20 protein-coding genes are annotated in these 25,742 nt (G+C 71.4%); 14 read left to right on the top strand and 6 right to left on the bottom strand.

Going from position 1 to position 25,742, the window contains the following annotated elements; translation table 11 throughout:
- Positions 1–58 precede the first annotated feature (58 nt).
- Genes IEY69_RS09405 through nagZ form a run of 4 tightly spaced genes read left to right on the top strand, consistent with a single transcriptional unit; the run spans position 59 to position 4,321 of the window.
- Positions 59–958, top strand: coding sequence for a carbohydrate ABC transporter permease (locus tag IEY69_RS09405; RefSeq protein WP_189072905.1), 900 nt, complete (start codon positions 59–61; stop codon positions 956–958).
- Complete coding sequence (locus IEY69_RS09400) at positions 955–1,833, top strand: carbohydrate ABC transporter permease (protein ID WP_189072904.1); 879 nt, start codon at positions 955–957, stop codon at positions 1,831–1,833. The genes IEY69_RS09405 and IEY69_RS09400 overlap by 4 nt, the downstream gene beginning before the upstream one ends.
- On the top strand, positions 1,830–2,864 hold the full coding sequence (locus tag IEY69_RS09395; RefSeq protein WP_189072903.1) for an SIS domain-containing protein: 1,035 nt from the start codon (positions 1,830–1,832) through the stop codon (positions 2,862–2,864). Before IEY69_RS09400 ends, IEY69_RS09395 begins: the two co-directional genes overlap by 4 nt.
- Entirely contained in the window at positions 2,861–4,321 is a 1,461-nt protein-coding gene (gene nagZ / locus IEY69_RS09390) for a beta-N-acetylhexosaminidase (protein ID WP_189072902.1), read from the top strand. The genes IEY69_RS09395 and nagZ overlap by 4 nt, the downstream gene beginning before the upstream one ends.
- Positions 4,322–4,604: 283 nt before the next feature.
- Here nagZ and IEY69_RS09385 read toward each other — a convergent pair whose 3' ends face one another.
- Positions 4,605–6,716 (bottom strand): molybdopterin-dependent oxidoreductase, encoded by a 2,112-nt coding sequence (locus tag IEY69_RS09385; RefSeq protein ID WP_189072901.1) that lies wholly within the window; start codon positions 6,714–6,716, stop codon positions 4,605–4,607.
- Positions 6,717–6,920: 204 nt separating this feature from the next.
- On the opposite strand from IEY69_RS09385, the gene IEY69_RS09380 reads away from it, so the two are divergent.
- Both IEY69_RS09380 and nagA read left to right on the top strand, forming a co-directional pair.
- The gene (locus tag IEY69_RS09380) at positions 6,921–9,782 is read left to right on the top strand and encodes a sensor domain-containing protein (protein WP_189072900.1); all 2,862 of its coding nucleotides are present in this window, start codon (positions 6,921–6,923) and stop codon (positions 9,780–9,782) included.
- A gap of 77 nt (positions 9,783–9,859) precedes the next feature.
- Positions 9,860–11,005, top strand: a complete 1,146-nt coding sequence (nagA, locus tag IEY69_RS09375) for an N-acetylglucosamine-6-phosphate deacetylase (protein ID WP_189072899.1) — start codon at positions 9,860–9,862, stop codon at positions 11,003–11,005.
- Between the two features lie 19 nt (positions 11,006–11,024).
- Here nagA and IEY69_RS09370 read toward each other — a convergent pair whose 3' ends face one another.
- Both IEY69_RS09370 and IEY69_RS09365 read right to left on the bottom strand, forming a co-directional pair.
- Positions 11,025–11,495 (bottom strand): MerR family transcriptional regulator, encoded by a 471-nt coding sequence (locus IEY69_RS09370; protein ID WP_189072898.1) that lies wholly within the window; start codon positions 11,493–11,495, stop codon positions 11,025–11,027.
- A complete protein-coding gene (locus IEY69_RS09365; RefSeq protein ID WP_189072897.1) occupies positions 11,492–12,466 on the bottom strand; it encodes an NADPH:quinone oxidoreductase family protein in 975 nt (324 codons plus the stop codon). Before IEY69_RS09365 ends, IEY69_RS09370 begins: the two co-directional genes overlap by 4 nt.
- 132 nt (positions 12,467–12,598) lie before the next feature.
- Between IEY69_RS09365 and IEY69_RS09360 the strand changes: the two genes are divergently transcribed.
- A complete protein-coding gene (locus tag IEY69_RS09360; RefSeq protein WP_189072896.1) occupies positions 12,599–14,392 on the top strand; it encodes an acyl-CoA dehydrogenase in 1,794 nt (597 codons plus the stop codon).
- Between the two features lie 142 nt (positions 14,393–14,534).
- Here the strand turns inward: IEY69_RS09360 and IEY69_RS09355 are convergent, their stop codons facing one another.
- A complete protein-coding gene (locus IEY69_RS09355; RefSeq protein WP_189072895.1) occupies positions 14,535–15,608 on the bottom strand; it encodes a serine hydrolase domain-containing protein in 1,074 nt (357 codons plus the stop codon).
- 54 nt (positions 15,609–15,662) lie between these two features.
- Between IEY69_RS09355 and IEY69_RS09350 the strand changes: the two genes are divergently transcribed.
- Complete coding sequence (locus IEY69_RS09350; RefSeq protein ID WP_189072894.1) at positions 15,663–16,271, top strand: ArsR family transcriptional regulator; 609 nt, start codon at positions 15,663–15,665, stop codon at positions 16,269–16,271.
- Positions 16,272–16,763: 492 nt separating this feature from the next.
- Here the strand turns inward: IEY69_RS09350 and IEY69_RS09345 are convergent, their stop codons facing one another.
- Positions 16,764–17,765 carry a LacI family DNA-binding transcriptional regulator gene (locus tag IEY69_RS09345; protein ID WP_268243864.1) on the bottom strand — a complete coding sequence of 334 codons (1,002 nt, stop codon included), beginning with the start codon at positions 17,763–17,765 and terminating at the stop codon, positions 16,764–16,766.
- A gap of 251 nt (positions 17,766–18,016) precedes the next feature.
- On the opposite strand from IEY69_RS09345, the gene IEY69_RS09340 reads away from it, so the two are divergent.
- From IEY69_RS09340 to IEY69_RS09325, 4 genes are all read left to right on the top strand, one after another.
- Positions 18,017–19,285 (top strand): ABC transporter substrate-binding protein, encoded by a 1,269-nt coding sequence (locus IEY69_RS09340; RefSeq protein WP_189072892.1) that lies wholly within the window; start codon positions 18,017–18,019, stop codon positions 19,283–19,285.
- Positions 19,286–19,416: 131 nt separating this feature from the next.
- Positions 19,417–20,310, top strand: coding sequence for a carbohydrate ABC transporter permease (locus IEY69_RS09335; RefSeq protein WP_189072891.1), 894 nt, complete (start codon positions 19,417–19,419; stop codon positions 20,308–20,310).
- Positions 20,307–21,182 (top strand): carbohydrate ABC transporter permease, encoded by an 876-nt coding sequence (locus IEY69_RS09330; RefSeq protein ID WP_229783812.1) that lies wholly within the window; start codon positions 20,307–20,309, stop codon positions 21,180–21,182. The genes IEY69_RS09335 and IEY69_RS09330 overlap by 4 nt, the downstream gene beginning before the upstream one ends.
- The gene (locus IEY69_RS09325) at positions 21,182–23,206 is read left to right on the top strand and encodes a beta-galactosidase (RefSeq protein ID WP_189072890.1); all 2,025 of its coding nucleotides are present in this window, start codon (positions 21,182–21,184) and stop codon (positions 23,204–23,206) included. Before IEY69_RS09330 ends, IEY69_RS09325 begins: the two co-directional genes overlap by 1 nt.
- Before the next feature lie 215 nt (positions 23,207–23,421).
- Here the strand turns inward: IEY69_RS09325 and IEY69_RS09320 are convergent, their stop codons facing one another.
- Entirely contained in the window at positions 23,422–23,664 is a 243-nt protein-coding gene (locus IEY69_RS09320; protein ID WP_189072889.1) for a hypothetical protein, read from the bottom strand.
- A 116-nt stretch (positions 23,665–23,780) separates the two neighbouring features.
- Between IEY69_RS09320 and IEY69_RS09315 the strand changes: the two genes are divergently transcribed.
- Entirely contained in the window at positions 23,781–24,740 is a 960-nt protein-coding gene (locus IEY69_RS09315; protein ID WP_189072888.1) for an ABC transporter substrate-binding protein, read from the top strand.
- Entirely contained in the window at positions 24,737–25,687 is a 951-nt protein-coding gene (locus tag IEY69_RS09310; protein ID WP_189072887.1) for a sucrase ferredoxin, read from the top strand. Before IEY69_RS09315 ends, IEY69_RS09310 begins: the two co-directional genes overlap by 4 nt.
- The last annotated feature ends 55 nt before the right edge of the window (positions 25,688–25,742 follow it).

The following is a 25,742-nucleotide window of genomic DNA, read 5'->3' as shown; positions in this document are numbered from 1 at the left end:
CCCGCACCGTGGGCGGGCCACCCGCCGTCTGCACCCCCCGCAACAAGGACGTACCCCCATGCCCCACTGGCGTCAGACCCTGATGTCGTACACCTTCCTGGCTCCCGCCCTGATCCTGCTGGCCGTGTTCACCTTCTACCCGCTGCTGTACGGCGCGTACCTGGGCTTCACCGAATACAACGGCGCGAGGTTCGCCAACAACCTGCCGCCCCAGTGGGTGGGCGTGAAGAACTTCGAGACGGTCCTGTCCGATCCGCTGTTCCGCACCGCGCTGGGCAACAGCGTCAAGTACCTGCTGGTCGTGCCCGCGCTGCAACTCGCGTCGCTGGCCGTCGCGGTACTCGTCGCCAAGAACCTGCCCGGCATCGCCGTGTTCCGCGCGGCGTACTACATTCCCGTGATCACCAGCGTGTCCCTGGCCGCCGTGATGTGGGAATGGGTCTTCAACCGCGAAGGCACCCTGAACTGGCTGCTGGGAGCGCTGCACCTGACCACGCCCGAAGCGGCATTCGGGTGGCTGAACAGCGAGCAGTGGGCCTTCTGGGCGGTCATGCTGGTCACGTTCTGGCGCGGCTTCGGGTACTACATGGTCCTGTACCTGGCGGGCCTGCAGGCCATCCCGGAGGAACTGGAGGAGGCCGCCATCCTGGACGGCGCGAACGCCTGGCAGCGCTTCTGGAGCGTGACCGTGCCCCTGATGCGGCCCACCATCCTGCTGTGTACCCTGCTGAGCACCATCGCCGCGCTGCGCGTGCTCGAAGAGGTGCTGGTCCTCACGAACGGCGGGCCGCTGAACAGCACGTACACCGCCCTGATGTACGTGTACGCCAAGGCCTTCCAGGGATTCGACTTCGACTACGGCCTCGCCAGTGCCGCCGGCCTGATCGTGGCCCTCGTGGCGCTGCTGCTCTCGGCGCTGAACTTCCGGCTGTTCCACCGGGACGGAGAGCAGGCGTGAGCGCCCGCACCGCTCCCACCCCCGCGCAGGCGGCCCGGCCGGTGCGGTGGCGCCGCCCGGTGAACACCGCGCTGCGGTACCTGCTGCTGACCGTCATCCTGATCTTCGCGGTGTTTCCGTTCATCTGGACGCTGGCCATCGCCCTGACCGACAAGACCGCCGGCACCAGCATCTACGCGTTCCCGCAGAGCCTGCTGCCCAGCCGGGTCACGCTGAACAACTTCACGGACGTGTTCCGCACCTTCAGCCTCGCGAAGTACCTGCTGAACTCCGTGATCATCACCGCGCTGACCGTCGTGGGGACCCTGCTCGTTTCCGCGCTGGCCGCGTACCCGCTGGCCCGCTTCCGCTTTCCCGGGCGGGGCGTGCTGTTCGGACTGATCGTGGCGACCCTGGTGCTGCCCAGCGAAACGACCTTCATCGTGAACACCCTGACCCTGAAGAACCTGGGTCTGCTCGGCACGCACGCCGGGGTGGTGCTGCCCACCATCGCGGGCGCGTTCGGCATCTTCCTGATGCGGCAGGCGTTCCTGGCGATCCCGGCGGCGCTGCTGGAAGCCGCGCGGCTGGACGGCGCGAGCGAACTGCTGATCCTGACGCGCATCATGCTGCCCCTGACCCGCCCGAGCCTCGCGGCGCTGGGCATCTTCACGACCGTCACCACCTGGAACGCGTACTTCTGGCCGATGCTGGTCCTCAGTGGCGCGCCCGACAAGGCGCCGCTGGCCGTGGCCGTCCTGAAACTCAAGGGGCAGTTCAACTACGATCCGTTCAACATCGCCGCCGGGTCGATCATCATGATGCTGCCCGTGCTGCTGGTGTTCCTCGCGGCGCAGCGGCTGTTCCTGCGCGGCATGGAAGGAGCTGTGAAATGACCGAACCGCTGATGCTGACCGAGGCGCGCGAGGCGCCGCAGGTGGCCGCGCGGCAGGCCGGCAGCGCCGCGCTGGACGCGGCCGTGCGCGCCATCCGTGCCTTCGCGCCCAGCTTCGTGGTGACCCTGGCGCGCGGGTCGTCCGACCACGCCGCCACCACCCTGAAGTACGCCCTGGAAACGCAGGTGCGCCTGCCTGTCATGAGCGCCGCGCCCAGCGTGAGCGGCGTGTACGGCGCGGACCTCGACCTGCGCGGGGCGCTGGTGCTGGCCATCAGTCAGTCGGGCGGCAGCCCGGACCTGGTCGAGGCCCTGAGCCGCGCGCGCGCCGCCGGAGCCCTCACCTGCGCGCTTGTGAACGTGGAGGGCAGCCCGCTGGCGCAGGTGGCCGATCTGGTCGTGCCGCTGTGCGCCGGAGAGGAACGCGCCGTGGCCGCCACGAAGAGTTACCTCGCGGCGCTCGTGATGGGCGCGCGGCTGGTGCAGGCCTGGCAGCCCGACCCGGCGCTGGCCCGCGCGCTGGACGCGCTGCCCGGCACGCTGGACGCCACGCTACGCGCCGAGGTGCGCGCCCGGGACCTCGCCGCGCAACTGGCGCGCGAGGTGCCTCACCGCCTGCTGGTGCTGGGCCGCGGGCTGCACGCGGGCGTAGCCGCCGAGGTGGCCCTGAAGTTCCAGGAGACCGCGGGGCTGGCGGCGCTGCCGTTTTCCACCGCCGAGTTCGCGCACGGCCCGGCGCGACTGGCCGATCCGCTGACTCCCGCGCTGTTCTTCCAGGCGCGCGACGCCACCGCACCGTTCACGGCCGACACGCTGCGCACCCTGGGCGGGTACGGCACGCCCGTCACGGTGATCGGGGCGGCCACGCCGGACCGCGCGGCCGACCTGCCCACGCCCGACAGCGGCCACCCGCTGACCGACCCGGCGGTGTCCGCCCTGGCCGCGCAGCTGTTGATCGCGCATCTGGCCGTGCAGCGCGGCGAGAATCCGGACGCCCCGCCGCGCCTGAGCAAGGTGACCCGCACCCGATGATCCGCCCGGAATCCACCCTGATCATCGACCTGCCCGGCGCGGACCTGAGCGCCGCCGACGCGCGCTGGCTGGCCGCGCACCCGGTGGGCGGCGTGTGCCTGTTCGCGCGGAACATCACCACTCCGGACCGCACCGCGCGCCTGATCCGCGAGGTCCGCGCGGCCCTGGAACGCGACGTGCTGATCGCCATCGACCAGGAAGGCGGAGCGGTGCTGCGCCGCCTGGACGTGCCCCCACCCCCCACCCCGCAGGCGCTGGGCGCGCTGGCCGACGAGGACGCCGCGTTCCGCGCCGGGCAGATCGCGGCGCGCGGCCTGCTGGACCTGGGCATCAACTGGAACTTCGCGCCCAGCCTGGACGTGAACGTGGACCCCCTGAACCCGGTCATCGGCGAGCGGTCCTTCGGCACGGACCCCGCGCAGGTGGCGCGGCTGGGGGTCGCGTGGGCGCGCGGCAGCGAGGCGGCGGGAGTCCTGAGCGCCGTGAAACACTACCCCGGCCACGGCGACACCCGGGTGGACAGCCACGAGGACCTGCCGGTGGTGAACAAGAGCCGCGCGGCGCTGGAGGCGGCGGAATGGGTGCCGTTCCGCGCGGCCGCGCACGCCGCCCTGGGCAGCGTGATGACCGCCCACATCCTCTACCCGCAGCTGGACCCCGAGTGGCCCGCGACCCTCTCCCGGACGCTGCTGAGCGGCGTGCTGCGCGGCGAGTGGGGCTACCAGGGCGTGATCGTCACCGACGCGATGGACATGGGCGCCATCGCCCGGCGCTACCCCGGCGGGCAGGCGGCCGGCCGCGCCCTCACGGCCGGTGCGGACGCGGTGCTGGTGTGCGGGCACGGGGACCGGTCCGTCACGGACGCGCACGTCCGCGCGCTGCGCGCCGCTCAGGCCAGCGGCGCCGTCAGCGAGGCGCGGCTGCACGAGGCCAGCGCCCGGCTGCGGCTCGCCGAACAGCGTTTCCCCGGTCAGGTCCAGCCCTACCGAGCCGGGCAGCAGGCGCTCGACCAGACGGACCTCCTGGCGTGGGCCCGCGCGGCCCTGCGCGTGCAGGGGAACGGACCGCGCCTGGACCCGGCCGCGCCGGTGGTGCTGCTCGCGCCGTCCCACACGGCCCTGGGCGGCCCCTACGGTGATCACGTGACCCCCGCGCAGCTGGAAGCCGCTCTGCGCCCCCACTTTCCGCAGCTCACCACGGCGGACCTGCTGGACGAGGCCGCCGCCCGGCAGGCGACGCGGGCGCACCCGGACGCGCCGGTCCTGCTGGCCAGCACCGGCCGCTGGGGCGCGACCCCGCAGGCGCAGCACCTGGCTGCCACCCTGACGGGCCGCGCCTGGCACCTGTGCCTGTGGAATCCGGACGACGCGGCCGCCCTGCCGCTACCGGCCATCGTCACGCACGGGTTCCGCAGCCCGAACCTTCAGGCCCTCGCAGAAACGCTGATCGCCCGGTGACCGGTCGGGCCGCCATCGGACCGGCTGAGGCAGCCCCGTTCCGATGGGGTCGTGCCGACCGCTGGGCAGCGGATCCGCGCGGGTCAGTCGAGCTCCGGGGCTGACGAGACGCGCCACCGGACCGCGTCCATCCCGTGAGAGTTGACGCCCGCTCACCGCATCGTGCAGAGGTCCTGTGATCCTCAAGACCTCTGCATGATGCGGACTTTCCGCGTTGCGCGCACCTGACCAGGACCGCGGTCGGGCAGCGCAGCGGTGGGCGGCCCAGGCCGCCCGGGTGGGATCACGCCGGGAGGGGCGCGGGCTCCGGCACCGCCTCGATCCGGATCGGCGTGCCGTTCAGGGCGGCGTTGCCGGTCAGTTCGTCCAGCAGCAGGGGATCGGTCAGGTCGTTCAGGCTCACGCCCGGGTGGGCCTGCGCCACGCTCAGCTGCACGCCGGGGCGGGCGTGACCGAAGCCGTGGGGCAGGCTGGCGACGCCGGGCATCACGTCGGTCGTGACGTCGACCGGCACGGTCACGGACCCGACCCTGGACGTGACCCGGACCAGCTGGCCGCTGCGCAGGCCGGGCGCGTCGGCCGGGTTCAGGTGCAGGGTGCAGCGGTCGGGGCCGCGCATCAGGCGGGGGGCGTTGTGCATCCAGGAGTTGTTGCTGCGCAGCTGCCGGCGCCCGATCAGCACCAGGGGCGGCACCGGCGCGCCGAGGGTGGCGTGCAGGCGGGTCAGGTCGCGGCGCATGGGGCCGGGCAGCGCCTGGATGCGGCGGTCGGCGGTCAGCAGCCGCTCGGGGAACACCGGGGTCATGGGGCCCAGGTCCAGGCCGTGCGGGTGGGCGCGGACCTCGTCGAGGGTCAGCTGGTGCGGGCCGTGCCGCAGGCCGACATTCAGGCGGTCGCCGGGCGTGGCGAGTCGTTTGCCGCTGAGGCGTTCGGTGAGGCCCGCGAAGATCTGATGATCGAAGCGCTGGTCGGCCGAGATGGGGAACACCGGGGCGTTCAGCCGGGTGGTGGTCCGCACCGCGAAGTGATGGAAGATCACGTCGTAGTGCTCGACTTCCAGGCCGGTGGCGGGCGGCAGGATCACGTGCGCGTGGCGGGTGGTCTCGTTCAGGTACGGGTCGATGCTGACCATGAAGTCCAGGTCCGCCAGGGCGCGGTCGAGGTCGGCGCCGCCTGGAGTGCTCAGGACCGGGTTGCCGGCGACGGTGACCAGCGCGCGGATCTGGCCGGGGCCGGGCGTGAGGATCTCCTCGGCCAGGGCCGCGTTGGGCAGTTCACCGTCGAATTCCGGCAGGTGACGCACGCGGGAGTGGAAGCGGCCGTGGTGCACCTGCCCGGCCCGGGCGCCGGTCAGCAGGTCGAAGGCCGGGCGGGGGAACATCACGCCGCCTTCCCGGTCGAGGTTGCCGGTCACGAGGTTCAGGGTGTTCAGCAGCCACTGGCACAGGCCGCCGAACGCCTGGACGCTCAGCCCGATCCGGCCGTATGCCGCGGCGCGGGGGGCGTGGGCGAACGCGCGGGCGAGGTCGCGGGTGGTGGCGGCGGGGACGCCGGTGGCGGCCTCGGTCGCTTCCGGGGTGTAGGGGGCGGCGGCAGCGGGCAGGTCGTCCAGCCCGTCGGTGAGGTCGGCGAGGCGGCCGGGCCGGGCCAGGCCTTCACTGAGGATCACGTTCAGCAGGGCCAGCAGGAACAGGGCGTCGGTGCCGGGCCGGATGGGGTGGTAGTCCGTGGCGTGCGCGGCGCTCTCGGTGCGGCGCGGGTCGAGCAGCACGACGCGTCCGCCGCGGTCGCGGATGGCGCGCAGGCGGTCGCGCATGCCGGGCGCGGTCATGATGCTGCCGTTACTCGCCAGGGGGTTGGCGCCCAGCATCAGCAGGAAGTCGGTGCGGTCCAGGTCGGGAATGGGCAGCAGCAGGGGGTGCCCGAACATCTCCGCGGCGGCGTAGTGGTGCGGCAGCTGGTCGGTGCTGGTGGCGCTGAAGCGGGTGCGGGTGCCCAGGGCCTTGAGGAACGCCCCGGCGGTCAGCAGGGTGCCGCTGTTGTGGACGCTGGGATTGCCCTGGAAGGTGGCGACGCTGTCGGCGCCGTGCGCGGTCTGCACGTCCTGCAGGCGACGGGCGACGAGGTCCAGCGCGTCGTCCCAGGAGATCGGGTGCCAGCGGTCGCCGTCGCGGCGCAGCGGCGTCTTCAGGCGGTCCGGGTCAGCGTGCAGGTCGACCAGCGCGCTGCCCTTGGGGCAGATGTGCCCGTGGGAGAGGGGATCGAGGGGGTCGCCGCGCAGGTCCGTGACGTGGCCGCCCTGCACGGTGATCTGCAGGCCGCAGATGGCTTCGCAGAGGTTGCAGGCGCGGTAATACGTGCCGTCACGGGGGGGAACTGGGGGGCTGAGCGTCATGCGGGCACCTCCGAATCGTTGAACCGGGTTTAGATTCGGGCAGTATGACACGCGCGCCGGTCCGCCCGGCGCGCAGATCAGGCCGCTGCTGGCGCGGCAGGAGTGATGGGTGGACACCCGTCCGACACTGGATGAACATTCACTGAAGCCTTCATGTCGGTCAGACATTAGAAACAGGTGACGGAAATGGGTTCACACTGAGCCATGTCCCCCTCACCGGAATCCCAGGCTTGGCCCGTGGCGACCGGCGACCTGCTGGCGGCCCTCATCCTGGACAGCCGCACGCACACGGTGCTGGGCTGCACCGACTCCATGAGCCAGTTCCTGAACGTCCCGCTGATCCCCGGCCAGCCGGTTCCGGCCGGGCTGCTGCGCGGCCATCCCGGGGATTCCCTGCCGGCGCAGGTGACGCTGCACGGGCGGCGCGGCCCGCTGCCCTGTCAGGTAACCCCGGTCGGCGGGTGGCCGCACGCGTCGCTGCTGTGCCCGGACCACCAACTCAGCCGCTCGGTTCTGGACCACATCCCGCTGGACGTGGCAGTCCTGAACGCCAGTGGCCAGTACCTGTACGTCAACGAAGCTGCCATCCGCGACCCGCAGGTCCGGCGCGGCATCATCGGCCTGACCGACCGTGAGTACATGACCTGGCGCGGTCATCCGCTGGACCGCGCCGCCGAACGCGAGCGGCTGTTCCAGCAGGCGGCGAGCAGCGGGGCGGTCGTGGAGTTCACCGAGGTGTATCCCGGGGAGACCGCACCGCAGTACCTCAAGCGCACCTACCGCCCGGTCTTCGATCAGACCGGCGCGCTGCAGATGATGGTGGGCTTCGGCGAGGACCGCTCCGGCGGGCATGAACTGGCCGAGCAGATGAGCCTGCTGCGCACCATGGTCGACACGTCCGTCGATCCGCTGCTGGTGCTGAACGCCCAGCCCGGGCCCGGACACCTGCGGGTGAAGTACACCAACCCGGCGATGCTGGACCTGCTGCGCCAGCACGGCCTGGACACGCTGCCCGACGCGCCCATGCCCGAGTGGCCCATGGCCGAGGGCAACGGCATGAACATCCTGGCGCTGCTCGCGCAGCTCGCCCAGCTGCCCCTCGGCTCGACCTACCGCGACGTCCTGTTCCTGCCCGAGGCGCAGCAGTGGCTGGAAGTGCACGTCAATGCCATCCTGGATCTCGCCGGGGCGCGCACGCACTGGGCGATCAGCCTGCGGGACGTGACCACGCAGCGCCGCACGGAGCTGTGGCAGGAACGCGTCGCCCGCGCCCACGGGCTGGCTCTGTCCGGCGCCACGCTCAGCGCGTCGCTGGGGCCGCTGCTGCAGGAGGTGGACCACTGGGAGGTCGGCTGGCAGATCGGCGCGGTCATCGCCAGCGAGCCGCCGCTGGTGGTGGGTCAGCTGCCCGGCGACCTCCAGCAGCTGCTGAGTCACCTGCCGCCCGGCACGCTGGACTGCCACTGGCGGGACCTCGACCCGCAGCAGTCGGCCGGGGCGGTCAGCATTCCGGATCTGCAGGCCAGTGCGGCGGGCGCGCCGCTGCACCGGCTGCTGCGCCCCCTGACGCGCAGCCTGATCGAACTGCCGCTGTACGGGCAGGACGGCCAGTTGCTGGGGGCGTTCATGGCGGTGCACGCCGCGCCGCACGCGTGGGCGGCCTCGGTGGCCGAGACGCTGCACACCCTGAGCACCACCGGCGCGATCCTGGCCGAGCAGCACCTGACCCGGGAGCGGCTTGAACGGCTCGCGTACCATGATCCGCTGACGCGGCTGCTCAACCGCGCGGCCCTGACCGACCGCGCCGTGACGGCCCTGCGCCAGCCGTCCGCGCTGGCACTGGGCCTGATGGACCTCAACCGCTTCCGGTTCCTGAACGACGGGTTCGGTCACCCGGTCGGGGATCAGCTGCTGCGTGAACTGGCCCGGCGCCTGCGGGCCCTGGCCGACCGGCACGCCCTGCTGGCCCTGGCCCGCATGGGCGGCGACGAGTTCGGCCTGCTGGCCCGACCGGAGCAGATCGAGCGCATCACGGCCGACCTGCAGGCGGTGTTCGAGCAGCCGTTCGAGGTGCACGGCGCGCCGCTGCTGCTCGAGGCGTCCATGGGCTGGAGTGTCGCGCCGGGCACCGCGCAGGACGCGCCGACGCTGCTGCAGCAGGCGGACGCCGCGCTGTACGAGGCCAAGCGCTCGCAGCGGTTCAGCCAGCGGTACACCCCGGCCCCGCCGGCCCCCATTCCGACCGTGACGATGGAAAGCGCCCTGCGCGAAAGCCTGCGCGACCATCACTTCCGGCTGGTGTACCAGCCGCAGGTGCACCTGAGCAGCGGCGTGCTGGTCGGCGCCGAGGCGCTGCTGCGCTGGACGCACCCGGCGCTGGGGCCGGTCATGCCCGATCAGTTCATTCCGGTCGCGGAGCTGGCCGGACTGATGCCGCGCCTGGGGGAATGGGTCATGCACGCCGCGTGCCAGGAGGCCGCCCGCTGGAGCAACACGCACCTGACGGTCAGCGTGAACGTGTCCAGTCGGCAGCTGAGCGACTCGGCCTTCAGTGACCGGGTGCGGCAGGCGCTGAGCAGCAGCGCCCTGCACCCGCAGCGGCTGGTGCTGGAGGTGACCGAGAGCGGCCTGATCGACAATCCCACCCGCGTGCGAGAGGTGCTGCAGGACCTGCGCACCCTGGGCGTCCGGGTCAGCATGGACGATTTCGGTACCGGGTACTCGTCGCTGTTCACGCTGCGGTCCCTGCCGGTCGACGAGCTGAAGATCGACCGGGCGTTCGTCCGGGACCTGGGGCAGGACACGCAGGCGGGCCGGGAGAGTCACGCGATCGTGTGCGCCAGCGTGCTGATGGCCCGCGCCCTGCACATCGAGCTGCTGGCCGAAGGCGTCGAGACGGCCGGACAGGCCGACGCGCTGCGCGAGGCCGGCTGCGACCTCGGTCAGGGGTGGCTGTACGCCCGGGCGCTGGAACCGGCCGAGTTCGACCGGTTCGAGCAGGGGTGGCCCGCGCGGCTGATCGCGCCGCGCGCCGGGGCCCCGGTCTCCGGGTCCCTGTCCGGCTGAGCGGCCACGTGGTCCGGGGCGCGCGCCGGTCCAGTTCAGTGCTCGCCGGCAGTGCGGAAACGTGCTAAGACACGGGGGTGACGGTCTCCCAGCACTCCACGGCAGTTCTGCGCGGTCAGCTGCTGCTGCCCGAAGGTCTCGTTCCCGGCGCGGTGCACGTCCAGGACGGACGGATCACGGACCTCGTGCCGGACGTCCAGGCGCCCGCCGACCGCCTGATCCTGCCGGGCTTCGTGGACACCCACGTGCACGGTGGGGGCGGCGGGGACACCATGGACGGCGCCGCCGGGCTGGCCACACTGGCGCGCCTGCATGCCCGCTGCGGGACGACCACGCTGCTGCCGACCACCATCACCAACCCCTGGGAGCGGGTGCTGGACGCCCTGCGGGCGGTGGCGGAGGTCATGCGCGCCCCCGTGCCCGGCGGGGCGGACCTGCCTGGCGCGCACCTGGAGGGCCCGTTCATCAGTCCGCAGCGGCTGGGCGCGCAGCCGCCCTTCACGCTGGACCCCACGTCCGAGCGGCTGGAGGAGATCCTGGCGCTGGGCGTGGTGCGCGCCGTGACGCTCGCGCCGGAACTGCCGGGCGCGATGGCCGCCGCCGTGCGGTTCGCCCGGGCGGGGGTCCGGGTGGGCGTGGGGCACACCCGCGCGGACGCGGACACCGTGAGCGCGCTGCTGGCGGTCGTGCAGGCCAGCGGGGGAGAGGTGGCCGCGACGCACCTGTTCAACGCGATGGGCGGCGTGGAGGGCCGCGTTCCCGGGCCTGCCGGCGCCCTGATGAGCCACCCGCAGGCGACGCTGGAGGTGATCCTGGACGGCGTGCACGTGCACGACACGGCGTTCCGGCTGGCGCGGGCGGCGGCGCCGGAGCGGGTGATGCTGATCACGGACGCCATGCGGGCCGCCGGTCTGGGCGACGGGCAGAGCGAGCTGGGCGGGCAGGCGGTCACGGTGCGGGGCGCGCACGCCACGCTGCCCGACGGCACGCTGGCCGGCAGCGTCCTGACGATGGACGAGGCGCTGCGGCGCGCGGTGGCGGCGGGCGTGCCGCTGCCCGAGGCGAGCCGCATGGCCAGTCTCACGCCGGCCCGGTCGGTGGGCCTGCGGGACCGTGGAGAGCTGCGGGTCGGTCTGCGCGCGGACCTCGTGACGCTGGACGCTGCGCTCACCGTGCAGGACGTGTGGGTGGCGGGGCAGCCGGTCGCGCCCGTGCTGGCCTGAACCGCTGGCGCAGGTGCGCTCAGGCGGGAGCGGGCTCGTCGGGGTCGGCGTCGCCGGCCGGCGTGGGCAGCTGTCCGCCGGTGAAGCGTTTGGTGAGCCAGCGGTCGAAGCGGGCGAGGTTGTCCGCCTGCCGCTCGTAGGCGTCGTGCACGGTGCGCAGCTTGACCTGCAGCGCCTGGAGGCGCGCGTCGTCGATGGGGATGTCCGCACGGGTCCAGTTGCGGTGGTACACGCCACTGATGTCATGTGTGGCGCGGCGCAGCGTGACGGCGTCGCGGGCTTCCTCCAGGGTGAAGCCCAGGGCGCGCAGGTCGATCAGGTCGCGCAGCAGCCGCAGGGCGTAGGGGCCGTACAGGGCGCGGCCCGACGCGGTGACCTGGTCGGGGGTCAGGAGGCCCAGTTCGGCGTAGTGCATGACGGTGCGGCGGGTGACCTGCGCGGCGCGGGCGAGTTCGGCGGTGGTGTAGTAGGTGGGGCTGGGGATGGTCACGGCGTGACGATCACTTTACCGGTCACGCGCCGCTCCAGCAGGTCCCGCATGGCCTGCGGCGCCTCCTGCAGGGTGTACGCGCGGCTGATCTCGGGCTTCAGGGTGCCGCTCTGGACCCACTCGGCCAGCTGGGTGAGGTGGCGGGCGTTGCCGCGCGGGTCGCGCCGGGCGTACTCGCCCCAGAAGACGCCCACGATGGAGGCACCCTTGAGCAGCGGAAGGTTCAATGGCAGCCTTGGGATCTCACCGCCCGCGAAGCCGATCACGAGGTACCGTCCGCCCCACGCGATGGCGCGGAAGGCGCTCTCGGCCCAGCGGTCCCCGACGGGGTCGAGGATGACGTCCACGCCCTTCTTGCCGGTCAGCTCGCCCACGGCTGCCTTCAGGTCGGTGTCTGTGTAGTTGATGACCTCGTCCGCGCCGTGTGCCCGCGCGAGGTCGAGTTTCTCCTGGGTGCTGGCGGCGGCGATCACGCGCGCCCCGAGGGCCTTGCCGATCATGACGGCGGCCAGGCCGACGCCCCCGGCGGCGCCCAGGACCAGCAGGGTCTCCCCGGCTTTCAGCTGCCCGCGGCCGATCAGGGCGTGCATGGCGGTCCCGTAGGCGAGCGGGAGGGTCGCGGCGACGTTCAGGTCGAGGTCGTCCGGGAGGGGCAGCGTGGCGGCGGCGGGGGCGATCAGGTGCGTGGCGAACGCCCCGGTGCCGGTGAACGCGGCGACGCGCTGGCCCACCTGAAGGTGCGTGACGCCCTCGCCGACGGCCTCGACGGTCCCGGCGGCCTCCGCGCCGGGCGTGAAGGGAAGGGGTGGGCGCACCTGGTATTTGCCCTGGACCATCAGGGCGTCGGGGTAGTTCACGCTGGCGGCCTGCACGCGGATCAGGACCTCGCCGGGGCCGGGGCCAGGAGTGGGCTGCTCGGTGACGGTCAGGGTTTCGGGTTCGTCGAAGGCGGTGCAGGTCAGGGCGCGCATGGTGGGTCCTCCCGGGGTGGAATGCGCCCATCTTAACGCGGGCGTTCAAAGTTGACGTTCACGTTCACTCCCCGTACGCTCGGGAGGTTCCCGCCCCCCACCTCTCCCCCATTCCCACAAGGAGGCCCGCGCATGCCCCCAGTCCTGAACCGCCGCGACCTGAGTTTCCAGCTGTTCGAGGTGCTCCCCACCGCCGAGCTGACGGCCCGCCCCCGCTTCGCCGAGCACAGCCGCGAGGTGTACGAGGACGTCCTGAAGGTCGCCTACTCCGTCGCGGAACGCTACTTCGCGAACCACGCCCGCGAGGCCGACCTACATGAGCCGCATGTGGTGGACGGCAAGGTGGTGCTGCCCGCCGCGATGCGTGAGGCCGTGCGCGCCTTCCGCGACGCGGGCTTCTTCAGCGCCCACCACGACGAGGACCTCGGCGGTCTGCAACTGCCGTGGGTGGTCATGCAGGCCGTGCAGGCGCACTTCCAGGCGGCGAACGTCGCCACGAGCGGCTACCCGTTCCTGACCATCGGGAACGCCAACCTGCAGCGGGTGTTCGCGTCCCCCGAGCAGCAGCGGCGTTACATGCTCCCGCTGCTGGAGGGCCGCTGGTTCGGCACGATGGCCCTCAGTGAACCGCACGCCGGGTCGGGCCTCGCGGACATCACGACGACCGCCACGCCGCGCGGGGACGGCACGTACGCCATCACCGGCACGAAGATGTGGATCAGCGGCGGCGAGCACGAACTCAGCGAGAACATCGTGCACCTCGTGCTGGCGCGCATCGCGGGCGGCCCGGCGGGTGTGAAGGGAATCAGCCTCTTCCTGGTGCCGCGCTACCGCGTGAATGAGGACGGCACGCCGGGCGAGAGCAATCACGTCGTCCTGGCGGGCCTGAACCACAAGATGGGCTACCGGGGCACCACGAACACCCTCCTGAACTTCGGTGAGGGCGGCGAGACGATCGGCGAACTGGTCGGCGAGCCGGGGCGCGGCCTGGCGCAGATGTTCCACATGATGAACGAGGCCCGCATCGGCGTCGGGATGGGCGCCGTGATGCTGGGCACCGCCGGGTACATGGAGAGCCTCGCGTACGCCCGCGAGCGCCGCCAGGGCCGCCACGCCAGCCAGAAGGACCCCGCCGCGCCCCCCGTGCCGATCATCGAACACGCCGACGTGCGCCGCCTGCTGCTGCGGCAGAAGGTGTTCGTGGAGGGAGGACTGGCGCTGGGCCTGTACGCCAGCCTGCTCGTGGACGACACCCAGACCGGCCCCGAGGAAGGGCGCGCCGACGCCGGACTGCTGCTGGACCTGCTGACGCCCATCGTGAAGAGCTGGCCCAGCAAGTACAGCCAGGAGGCCCTGAGCGACGCCATTCAGGTCATGGGGGGCGCCGGGTACACGCGGGACTTCAACGTCGAGATGTACTACCGCGACAACCGCCTGAACCCCATCCACGAGGGCACCGAGGGCATCCAGGGCAACGACCTGCTGGGCCGCAAACTGACCCAGGCGGGCGGGCGGGGCCTGAGCATTCTGCTGGGGCGCATGCAGGCCGACCTGCAGGCCAGCGAGGGACTCGACGGCCTGGACGAGATCCGCGCCGCCCTGAGGCAGGCCACCACGTGGAACACCCAGGCTCTCGGGACGCTGCTGCCCCGCGCCGCCGAACTCGGCCCGGACCTGTTCCTCGCCAACGCGAACAGCGCCCTGGAGATGCTGGGGCACACCGTCGTCGGCTGGATGTGGCTGCGGCAGGCGACCGCCGCCGCGCGCGCCCTGCCCACGGCCCGCGCCGACGCGGACTTCTACCACGGCAAGCTGCACGCCGCGCGCTTCTTCGCCACGCACGAACTCCCGAAAGTCCGCGCGCACGCCGACCTGCTCGCCAGCGCCGACCGCACCACCACCGACATGCAGGCCGGGTGGTTCTGACCGCGGTGTTCAGGGAGACTGAGGGGTTTTCGCAGTCTTCCTGAAACGAGCAGAGCGAGTCCCCGCCGACATCAGCGATTGGCAGTGGAGTGGAAGGGCGTGTTGTTGGCCCTTGAATGGGAGTGAAAACCGCTGTGAGCGCTCAGCGGGTCAGCGCGAACACGGCGTCCATGAAGTCCGGCCAGTCGCTCCCGGCGCGGGCAGCGCCGATCTGGTCGGCGGCGATCAGCCGCGCGGCGACCAGATCGGCCTCCGCGTCCACCACGAGGGACTGGCCCAGCCAGCCGTCGTGACACCAGCCCCGGCGCGGGCCGGGGTCCTCGTGCAGCCAGCGGGTCCCGGCGGGCACCTGCGTAGGATCGAATCCCACCTCACGCAGCTGGGCGTGAAAGGCGTGGCGCGGGTGTGTCCCGCGCAGAGCGGTCAGGGCAGTGATCTGTCCGGGGCTGGCCTGCGCGTCCCGCAGGTGCTGCACGTGCGCGTCCATGACGGTGTACGTCGCCTGCGGGTGCCACGTCCACCACAGCAGGCCCATGCGTACGGTCAGCGGCGTGGCGGGGCGGGTACTGGCGTGAATCCAGTCCGGGGAGATCAGGTCCGCGCCGCCGCGCAGCGTCAGGTGTCCCAGCCGGGCGAGGTCCCGCGCGTGCAGGCGTAGACCGCTCATGCCGTGCGGCGTACCCGCCGCGCCACGCGCCCAGCTGAAGTCGTGGATGCCCAGCGGGCCGAACAGTTCCGCGCGGGCGAAGTCGTCGACGTGCTGTCCGGTCGCGCGGCGCAGCACGCCGCAGATCAGGTTCACCGCCTTGTTGTTGTAGCTGAACGCCGTTCCCGGCGCGTGCTGGAATTCCGCGCAGAGGGCCAGCTGCACGAAGTCGGGGCTGGGGGAGATCTCCTGGGGCGCGGCAGGCACGTTCTGCAGGCCGCTGGTGTGGGTCATGAGATGACGCAGCGTGACCTGCGCCCGGCGGCCCTGCCGCCACTCGGGGTAGAACTCCGCGACGGGCACGTCCGCGCCCGGCAGGTGCCCGAGCGTCACGGCGCGGCCCACGAGGAGGCTGAGGACGGCCTTCGTGACGCTCATGGTCTCGACCGGGTCGCGCGACCCGCCGGTGTCGTCCACGAGCGTGTGCCCGCCCTGCAGGACGCACAGGGCGCTGGAGTGGGTGCGGCGGGCCTGATCGATCAGCGGGTCCAGGTTCAGGGAGGGGATCACGTTCCGACGCTCCCGCGTTCCAACGTGATCGGCAAGACCTGGGATCATGCTGGCGTGAACCGTGCCGACCTGCTGTTCGATCCCCAGCACTGCGCGCTGCTGGCCCGCTGTCACGAGGGGCCGCGCAGCGTGACCGAACTGGCGGACCTGACCGGAACGAAACCGAACACCACGTACCGCCGCGTTCAGCGCCTGCTGGCGGCGGACCTGCTGACCGTCGCGGGTGTCGAGCGCCGCGCGGGCCGCAGCGTGCGCCGCTACGCCCCGGCGCACGCGACGGTGGATGTGCCGTTCCGGGACTCGCCTTACCCGTCTTTCGCGGCGTACCTGCACGAGCGGCTGGGCCGGACCCTGCGCGCGAACCTGAACCGCAGCTTCACGCGGCTGGATCTGCCGGAACACGACCTGCACCTGCGCTTTTTCTTCGAGCATGGGGTGTTGCAGGTCGATCCGGTCCTGCGGGGCCAGAGTGTGGCGGACACCTACGCGCAGGTGTTCGCCGCCGCACAGACCGTGACGCGCTGGGTGCCGCTGAAACTCACGCCGGATGAACTCACGCAGTTGCGGGCCGACCTGGACACCCTGACGCGCCGGTACTTCCGTCCCTTCCAGGACGGCGACATACCGACCGGCGCGCTGGGCCTGTTCCTGCTGCCCGGCTGAGCCGGAGTGAAGGTGGACCACTGAAACGACCAGCCCCCAGGATGACGTCCTGCCCGGCGGTTCACCTGCTCGGCCCTGAGGACACCCCTCCCGACCTGTGGTGCGGCGAGGCAGGCTCCGGGTTCGGATTTCGTCCGCCGCGCACACCCCTCTGGAGGCGATCCGTGGAGCCGCTTTCACGTCTGGCCCCCGGTTCGCTCTCACTCTGCGGCGCAGTGCTGCGAGTCAGTTCGGTTGGACCGGTGTGGTCCACCGTTCCGGGTTCGCCTCACTGGGGTGTCCCGTTCTGGGATCAACGGCACACCCCGGCGCTGCTGGGACAGGCGCGGCCTCAGGCGGCTCGCCTCAGCGGCGTGAGCAGTCTCCCGGCGTGAGGCTGACGGCGACTCTCACAGCACACTGCGGAGGCACCGAGCGGAGCGACCATCTGAGTCGGGCAGAAGTGGAGCCCAGGGGCGCGGTGTGGGTCCTGGGTGGGACTGAACACCTGTGTCAGTGGTGGACGAGTGGGTCGCTGACCGATTCGCGTGCGATCAGTAGGGTCGGGACGGTGATGTGCCGCGCGGGTTTCTGGCCTTCGATGGCGTCGAGGAGGGCGTCGAGGGACTGGCGGGCCACCTCGGCGTAGTTGTGGTTGACGCTGGTGAGGGGTGGAGTGACGACCTGCGCGACGAAGATGTCGTCGAAGCCGACGATGGACAGGTCGCGGGGGACGTTCAGGCCGCGTTCGTGCGCGACGGCCAGCGCGCCGGCGGCGACGAGGTCGTTCACGCACAGGCAGGCGGTGGGAGGGGTGCCGGCGGCCAGCAGGGCACTCATGGCGGTCCGGCCGGCTTCGATGGTCAGGCCGGTCAGCTGAATCCAGTGATTCGGGACGCCGGGGTGGCGTTCGCGGTACAGGTCGAGTTTCTCGAGGCTGGTGGTGACGTCGAGCTGTCCGCCGAGGAACGCGACGTGGGTGTGTCCGTGGCGGCGCAGCAGGTCGAGGAGGGTGCGGGTGCCGCCGATCTCGTCCGAGCGGACGCTGGAGGCCAGGGGCGCGCCGGGGACGTCACCGTTGACCGCGACGATGGGGAGGCGTTCGGCGATGTCGTTCAGGGTGCGCAGCGCTTCGGGGTCGGGGGCGGGGTCGTTGGCGAGTCCGCCGAGGTACAGCAGGCCGTCGACCTGCCGCTCAGTGAGGGCGTGCAGGTAGGTGAGTTCCATGTCGCGGGTGCTAACGGTGTTGCCGAGGATCATGGTGTAGCCGCGTTCGAAGGCGCCGATCTCCAGTTGTAAGAAGAGCTGGCTGAAGAAGGGGTTGCCGATGTCCGGGAGGATGCAGCCGATGGTCTTGGAGCGGTGGTGGTAGAGGGTCTGGGCGATGCGGTTGGGCCTGAAGCGCAGTTCGCGCATGGCCTGTTCGACGCGTTCGCGCAGGACCTCGTTGACGGTGTTGTGGCCGTTGAGGACGCGGGAGACGGTGGCGACGGACACCTGCGCGCGCTGGGCGATGTCGTAGATGGTTGGGGCTTTTTTGCGAATGGTGTTCCCCCCTTGCGAAACCGGTTACTCAAATGTATGCTCCGGATGTACCTCAAGTAAACCCGTCCACACGGACACCGGTGCAGACCGACGCACCTGCGCGACCTCCCCACACTCTGCACTCTGCCCACCACCATCATTCAGAAACCGGTTACCGCACTGTTGACCCGTCCTGCGAACCATCCATCCGGTTCCTCACCCCGTCCCACCCAGGAGACGCCATGAAGAAACTTGCACTGCTCACCGCCCTTGCCCTCGCGGGCACCACCTCCGCCCAGAGCCTCTCGGGCACCGTGACCATCTGGTCCTGGGACGCCGCCGCCAAGGCGCTGCAGAGCACCGTTCCCAGCTTCAACAAGAAGTACCCCAACGTGAAGGTCAACGTCGTCGACCTGGGCAACCAGAACGTCTACGACCGCGGTCTGGCCGGCTGCGCCGCGGGCGGCGTGGACATGCCCGACGTGTACTCCATCGAGAACAACGAGGCCGAAGTGTTCTGGGCGCGCTTCCCCGACTGCTTCACCGACCTGAACACCCTGGGCGCGAACAAATACGCCAAGAGCTTCCCCGCCTTCAAGTGGACCGAACTGACCGTCGGCAACAAACGCTACGCGATGCCCTGGGATTCCGGCCCCGTCGTGATCTTCTACCGCCGTGACCTGTACCAGCAGGCCGGCATCAACGCCGCCAGCATCAAGACCTGGGACGACTTCCTGGCGGCCGGCAAGAAACTCAACACCAAGTTCGGCGGCAAGGTCAAGATGGGCGCCATCGGCAACGGCCAGGACGACGAGTGGTTCCGCATGCTCGCCAACCAAAACAACTGCTTCTACTTCGACAACAACGCCACGCAGATCACCATCGCCAAGAGCGGCTGCGTGCAGGCCCTGGACACCGTCAAGAAGCTCCTGAGCAACGACGTCGTCATGACCACCGACTGGGGCGGCCAGATCACCGCCTTCAAGGCCAACCGCCTGGCGAGCGCCATGTTCGGCGCGTGGTACGAGGGCACCATCCGCACAAACGCCGCGGACCAGAAGGGCAAGTGGGGCGTGTACCCCATGCCCGCCAGCCGCCCCGGCGGCGTGCGCGCCAGCAACCTGGGCGGCAGCGCCCTGGCCATCCCCAGCAGCAGCAAGAACCAGGCCGCCGCGTACGCCTTCCTGGAAAACGCCCTGGCCACCACGAACGGTCAGGTCACCATGCTCAAGAGCCAGGGTCTGGTCCCCAGCCTCCTGACCGCCAGCAAGGACGCCTACGTCAACCAGAAGCAGCCATACTGGGGCAACCAGACGGTCTGGAAGACCATCCTCGACACGCTGGGCGACGTGCCCGCCGCGCGCGGCACCCAGTACTTCCAGGATGCCCGTCAGGTCATGATCGTCGTGCAGGCCGACTACGTGAAGGGCAAGTACAAGACCGCGCAGGACGCCCTGAACGACGCCGCGAAGAAGATCAGCGCCGCCACCGGCCTGCCCATCGCGAAGTGACCCCCGGGCGGGCGGCCCGGTGACGTGCCGCCCGCCGGTTTCATCTTCACCCGCACCCATCAGGGCCGGATGCGCGCCGCCACTCCCGGCGCGGCACGCATCCGGCCCCACCCTGTTTCAGAGAGGTTCCCATGACCACCGTCAACCCCGCGCCACCGCCGCGCCGCCGCGCCCGCGTGCCCCTGGCCCCGTACCTGTTCATCCTGCCGTACCTGCTGATCTTCGCGACGTTCTGGGCGTGGCCGATCGTGAGTTCCTTCCTGATGAGCTTCAAGGACTCGCGCCTGGGCGCCGCGGCCGGGTACGGCGTGAGCAACTGGCAGCGCCTGCTGACCGACGAGTTCTTCCGCACCGCGCTGAAGAACACCGTGATCATCCTGGTCATCCAGGTGCCGCTGATGCTGACCCTGGCGACCACCCTGGCCGTGGCGCTGAACAGCCGCCTGCTGCGCGCGCGCGGACTGTTCCGCTTTGCGTTCTTCGCGCCGCTGGTCGTGGGGACCGTGGCGTACTCGGCGGTGTTCCGGCTGCTGTTCAACGGTGAGTTCGGCATCGTGAACCGCGCCCTGGCGGGCCTGGGCCTGCCCGAGGTGGACTGGCTGAACCAGCCGGCTCCCGCCATGGCCGTGATCATCCTGGCCATGACGTGGCGCTGGACCGGATACAACGCGATCATTCTGCTGGCCGGACTGCAGGGCATTCCCGAGGACGTGTACGAGGCGGCCGCCATCGACGGCGCGACGCCCTGGCAGCAGTTCTGGAAGATGACCCTGCCGCTGCTGCGGCCCACGCTGCTGTTCTGCGTGGTGCTGAGCGTGATCGGCACGCTGCAGCTGTTCACCGAACCCGCCCTGATCACCAACAGCGGGCCCGGTAACGCCACCATGACGCTGGGCACGTACCTGTACCAGCAGGGCTTCCGGTCGTTCAACTTCGGGTACGCCAGCGCCATCGCGTACGCGGTGGCGGCGCTGGCCGCCGTGTTCAGCTTCGCGCAGCTGCGCCTGTTCGGGAGGGACTCGTGACCGCCGTCAAACCCGCCCCCGCCGCGCGCCCCATGCGCAGCAAGGCCGCCCGTGACCGCGCGAGCGCCACGTGGCTGCACCTCGCGCTGATTCCGCTGGCGCTGCTGTTCCTCGCGCCGCTGTGGATGATGCTGGTGTTCTCCACCCACCCGGAAACCGCGATCTTCAGCCCCAACCCGCCCCTGTGGTTCGGCGGGGCGTTCAAGGAGAACTTCGACGGGCTGCAGGCGGACACGAACTTCCTGCGGGCGCTGGGGAACAGCACGGTGATCTCGGTGGCGTACACGCTGCTGAGCATGCTGCTGACCAGCCTGGCGGGCTTCGCGTTCGCGAAGTACAACTTCCCGGGCCGCAACATCCTGTTCGGGTTGATCCTGGCGACGCTGACCATCCCGACGTTCGTGACGATCATCCCGCAGTTCATCCTGGTCGCCCGCGACCTGAAGATGAGCAACACGTACTGGGCGGTGATCCTGCCGACCCTGGCGAACACCATCGGGATCTTCTACATGCGTCAGGCGTTCCAGACCGTCCCGGACGACCTGCTGGCCGCGGCGCGCATCGACGGCGCGAGCGAGGTGCGGATCTTCTGGCAGATCGCGCTGCCGGTCGTGCGGCCCGCGCTGGCGGCGCTGGCGATCCTGCTGTTCCTGGCGAGCTGGAACGACTACCTGTGGCCGCTGATCGTGCTGACGCAGAAGGACAGTTACACCATGCCGGTCGCGCTGGGGACCCTGGTGGGCCTGACGCGCGTGTCGTGGGGCGGGATCATGGTGGGCACCGCGATCGCCACCGTGCCGTTCCTGGCGCTGTTCCTGGCGCTGCAGCGGCACTTCGTGGCAGGCATCGCGGGCGGCGCGGTGAAGGACTGATGCCCCACTTCGATCTGGGCGCCCTGGCGTACGGCGCGGACTACAACCCCGAGCAGTGGCCGCGCGAGGTCTGGCGCGAGGACGTCCGCCTGATGCAGGAGGCGGGGGTGAACCTCGTGTCGCTGGGGATCTTCTCCTGGGCGCAGCTCGAACCGCGTGAAGGTCAGTTCGAGTTCGGCTGGCTGGACGAGATCATGGACCTGCTGCATGGGGGGGGCGTGCGGGTGAACCTCGCCACGGCGACCGCCTCTCCCCCACCGTGGCTGTCGCTGGCGTACCCGGACTCGCGCCCGGTGACGGTGGACGGCGTGCGGCTGGAAGTCGGCGCGCGGCAGCTGTACTGCCCCAGCGACCCGCACTACCGCGCGCTGAGCGTCCGGCTGGCCCGCGCGGTCGCCGAGCGTTACGGTCAGCACCCGGCGCTGCGGCTGTGGCACGTGAACAACGAGTACGGCTGCCACATCGACCAGTGCTACTGCGCGCAGTGCGCCGCGCGGTTCCGCGAGTGGCTGCGCGCCCGCTATGGGACGCTGATTGAGCTGAACCGCGCCTGGGGCACCGCTTTCTGGTCGCAGCGCTACGGCGACTGGGCCGAGGTGCAGCCGCCCCGCCGCGCGCCCAGCTTCCCGAACCCCAGCCAGGGTCTGGACTGGCGGCGTTTTTCCAGCGACAACATCCTGGACCTGCACCGTGCGGAGGTGGAGGTACTGCGCGCCGTGACGCCGGACGTGCCGGTCACCACGAACTTCCTGGGCTTCCTGCCGGGCCTGGACTACTTCCGCTGGGCGCAGGAGGAGGACGTCGCCGCCGTGGACGTCTACCCCGACCCGGCGGGTGCGGCCCCGCACCTGGAGGCGGGCATGGTGTTCGACCTGACCCGGTCCCTGCGCGGCGGGCAGCGCTGGCTGCTGATGGAGCAGGCGACGAGCGCCGTGAACTGGCGCGACCGCAACGCGCCCAAACGACCGGGCCTGATGCGCGCCCTGAGCCTGCAGGCCCTGGCGCGCGGCGCGGACGGCATCCAGTTCTTCCAGTGGCGGCAGTCCGTGGCGGGCGCCGAGAAGTACCACAGCGCCCTGGTCGGCCACGTCCCGCCCGAACGCTCCCGCGTGTGGCGGGAAGCGCGTGACCTCGGGCAGGAACTGAAAGGACTGGACTTCCTGCGCGGCGCCCGCGTGAAGGCCGACGTGGCGGTCATGTTCGACTGGAACTCCTGGTGGGCGCTGTCGCAGGCCAGCCAGCCCGCCGTGACGCCACTGCTGCCCGTGGTGGGCGCGTGGTACGCGGCGCTACGCTCGCTGGGCGTGAACGTGGACTTCGTCCACCCGGAAGCTGACCTGAGCGGCTACCGGGCCGTGACCCTCCCGCAGCAGTACCTCCTGATGCCGGACGCGGCGCAGGGGCTGCGGGCGTTCGTGGAGGGCGGCGGCACGCTGGTCATGGGGCCGTACAGCGGCGTCGTGGACGGCGACGACCACGTCGTGCCCGGCGGGTACCCGGGCCTCCTGCAGGACGTGCTGGGCGCCTGGGTGGAGGAATGGGCGCCCCTTCAGACCGCTGAAACGCGCGAGGTCCGCTGGGCCGACGGCCGCGTCACCCCCGTCCACGAGTGGACCGAGGTGCTGCACGCCGACGGCGCCGAGGTCCTCGCCACCTACGAGGGGGACTTCATCGCCGGGCAGCCCGCCGTGACCCGCCACCCCTTCGGGCAGGGCCACGCGTACTACCTGTCCACCCGCCCAGGCGCGGCGGCCCTGACGGACCTGCTGCGCGGCGCCCTGCACGGGGCAGGCGTGGCAACCGCCGACCTGCCGGACGGGCTGGACGTGACGATCAGCGACGTGCCGGACGGACGGCTGCTGCACCTGATCCACTTCGGGCCACAGCCGGTGACCGTGCAAATAGACGGCGCGGTGGACGCGCTCAGCGACGCGGCGACCTCCACGCTGACGCTGGCGCCCCTGGACACGGCCCTGCTGCGGGTGCCGGTCGACTTCACGCTCGACCGGCTGACGGCGCACTGACCGCGGGGTTTAGGGGCGCCGGGACCATCTCCTCGGTGCCCCTGAACCGGGCAGGGCGGAGTTTCGGCGGGCCACAGCGGTTGGACGCGATAGTGAGGAGCGTGCTGGTGGTCTCATGACGCTCCTGAACCCCGCGGTGAGCTGGACGGAGACGGCGCATTCCACACCAGACCGGCCGCCTCAGTTGGTGCTGAGGCGGCCGGTCTGGGTCGTGGTCAGGCGCTGCGGGACAGCTCGCCGCCGTGACGGCCGGAGGTGCGGGCGTCGTCCATGGCGCGGGCCAGCTGGCGCTGATGGACGGCGAGGCGCAGGTGGCGGTCGGCGAGGTCCATCATGGCGTCGTGGATGACCTGGGTGGGCGCCGCAGCGGCGTGGGCGCGCAGGGTGAATGCTTCGGAGTCGTTCAGTCGGGCAGCCTTCCGCAGGTGCTGCGCCGCGTCAGGGGAAAGGTCGAGCATACTGCCATGGTGTGCCTGTCGGGACCGAGCGCACGATGAGAAAATTCACACATGAGGCCAACCCCCGGTGGGGTGTAAACTTGACTAATCCGCTCGGTTTAACTAGGGTGGGCCGCATGTTGCGCCGCACGCTCCTCACCACCCTGGCCCTCGCCAGCGCCAGCCTCGCCGCTCAGGCGCCCACGCTGACCCTCACACACGACGAGGGCACCGCGACCGTACCCCTCCAGCCCAAACGCGTCGTCGCCCTCGACGAGGAAGCGCTCGGCTGGATCTACGCCCTGGGCGTCAGCCCGCGCCTCGTGGGCGTCGGCAGCGCCGTGCTCGGCCCCGGCGACCTGACGCCCGACGGCCGCATCAAGCCCGAACGCATCCGCGGCACCTTCCTCGCCCGCGGCGACCTCAGTGGCGCGAAATTCGTCGGCAACTGGACCCAGCCCAACCTCGAGACCATCCTGGCCCTCAAGCCCGACCTGATCGTGCGCGCCACCTGGCAGGGCAACGGCCACTACGCCCAGCTCAGCCGCATCGCCCCCACGGTGGGCTACAGCGAACAGGGCAGCGGCTACTGGAAAAAGGGCCTGCGGGACCTCGCCCGCGTCTTCGGCAAGCAGGAACAGGCCGAGAAGCTCATCCGGCAGGTCGCCGACACCAACCGCGCCGGCGCGCGCGCCCTTCAGGCCGCCGGGGTATTCCGGCGCTACCCCAGGGCGGTGGTGATCTCGCCCTTCAAGGGGGGCGGCACCTACCTGTACACCCGAACCCGCCTGATCGAGGACGTCCGCGCCCTGGGCTTCAAGGACGGCCTGAAAGGAGACGCGAACGTCCTGGGCGTCGGCGGGGTGATCAGCGACGAGGCGCTGCTCGGGCTGAGCAGGGACACGCTGGTGATCGTGTTCCCGCCCGGCGGGCAGTACAACGGCGCGCAGGACTTCCTGCAGAGTGCCGTGGGGCAGCGCCTGAAAGGCCAGACGGTGCTGTACACCCAGGAGGCGAACAGCCCCTGGGCCGGCCCGCTCGTCTCCCTGCGCGACAGCCCGGCGCTGACGAAGGCCATCCTCGAGACCCTGAAGTGACCGCCGCGCGCCTGACCCTCTGCTCGGACGTCTCCCGCAGCGCCGGCGAGGACCCGGTCGGCACCGCGCCCCACTGGGCCGAGGTGACCGTGCTGGAACTGGACGTGCCGGTGTGGACGCAGCTGCGCGCCGTGGACACCTGGACCCCCGCGCAGTCGGCCGTGTTCGCCGCGCTGCGCGAGAAGGTGGGGGCGAGTGGCGCGGGCTTCGGGCTGCTCATGAGCGCCCCCACCGCGCCGGGCGCGCCGCTGCGCGTGCGCCACTACGTGCGTGGGCCCGGCGGCTACCGGCGGCAGGACTACCGCTGCGACCTCCCGCAGGGCGAGTGGGCCCGCGGGCTGCACGACACCCTGATCGACCCGGCGCGGCTGCGGGACTGGCAGGCCGAACCGACCCCCACGCGCGGCGCGGACCTGCACGTCTGCACGCACGGCACCGTGGACGCCGCGTGCGGCCGCTACGGCGTGCCGGTCCACGCGGCCCTGCAGCGCGCCGGGGAACGCGCCTGGCGCACCGGGCATTTCGGCGGCCACCGCTTCGCCGCGACGGCCGTGGACCTCCCCTCCGGGCTGCTGTGGGCGCACCTGACCCCGGCGCTGGCCGTGCAGGTCGCGCGGCGCGAGGTCGCCCCGGCGCAGGTCGCCGGGCACCTGCGCGGCTACGCGGGGCTGCCCGCCCGCGCGCAGGTGCTGGACCGGGCGCTGCTCGTCCGTCACGGCTGGGCGTGGCTGCGCGCCGAGCGGGACGCGCAGGTGGAGGGCCAGACCGTCACCCTGACGGCCCGGTTCGGCGGACAGACCGTGGCGTACCGGGCGGCCGTCACCGACGCCGAGCCCCTGCTCCTGCCCGGCTCGAGCCATCAGCCGGAGCGCTCGCAGGTCCGGCAGTACGTCCTGGGCGACATCGACACCCTCCCGGCCCGCGCACCGGAGCTCCCGGCACTGTGACCCGCACCGCATTCGGTCCCGTTCCGCGGTCCAGAATCACCCCCGTGCCTGACGC

The organism is Deinococcus sedimenti, from assembly GCF_014648135.1.
GTDB classification, from domain to species: domain Bacteria; phylum Deinococcota; class Deinococci; order Deinococcales; family Deinococcaceae; genus Deinococcus; species Deinococcus sedimenti.
This window is presented reverse-complemented; position numbering and strand designations above follow the sequence as displayed.

Excerpts from the sequence above, each read along its gene's own strand:
- IEY69_RS09335 (WP_189072891.1), top strand. The coding sequence starts at position 19,417 with ATGACCACCGTCAACCCCGCGCCACCGCCGCGCCGCCGCGCCCGCGTG.
- nagZ (WP_189072902.1), top strand. The coding sequence starts at position 2,861 with ATGATCCGCCCGGAATCCACCCTGATCATCGACCTGCCCGGCGCGGAC.
- IEY69_RS09385 (WP_189072901.1), bottom strand. The coding sequence starts at position 6,716 with ATGACGCTCAGCCCCCCAGTTCCCCCCCGTGACGGCACGTATTACCGC.
- IEY69_RS09320 (WP_189072889.1), bottom strand. The coding sequence starts at position 23,664 with ATGCTCGACCTTTCCCCTGACGCGGCGCAGCACCTGCGGAAGGCTGCC.
- IEY69_RS09365 (WP_189072897.1), bottom strand. The coding sequence starts at position 12,466 with ATGCGCGCCCTGACCTGCACCGCCTTCGACGAACCCGAAACCCTGACC.
- IEY69_RS09380 (WP_189072900.1), top strand. The coding sequence starts at position 6,921 with ATGTCCCCCTCACCGGAATCCCAGGCTTGGCCCGTGGCGACCGGCGAC.
- IEY69_RS09405 (WP_189072905.1), top strand. The coding sequence starts at position 59 with ATGCCCCACTGGCGTCAGACCCTGATGTCGTACACCTTCCTGGCTCCC.
- IEY69_RS09360 (WP_189072896.1), top strand. The coding sequence starts at position 12,599 with ATGCCCCCAGTCCTGAACCGCCGCGACCTGAGTTTCCAGCTGTTCGAG.
- IEY69_RS09340 (WP_189072892.1), top strand. The coding sequence starts at position 18,017 with ATGAAGAAACTTGCACTGCTCACCGCCCTTGCCCTCGCGGGCACCACC.
- IEY69_RS09315 (WP_189072888.1), top strand. The coding sequence starts at position 23,781 with ATGTTGCGCCGCACGCTCCTCACCACCCTGGCCCTCGCCAGCGCCAGC.
- IEY69_RS09325 (WP_189072890.1), top strand. The coding sequence starts at position 21,182 with ATGCCCCACTTCGATCTGGGCGCCCTGGCGTACGGCGCGGACTACAAC.
- IEY69_RS09395 (WP_189072903.1), top strand. The coding sequence starts at position 1,830 with ATGACCGAACCGCTGATGCTGACCGAGGCGCGCGAGGCGCCGCAGGTG.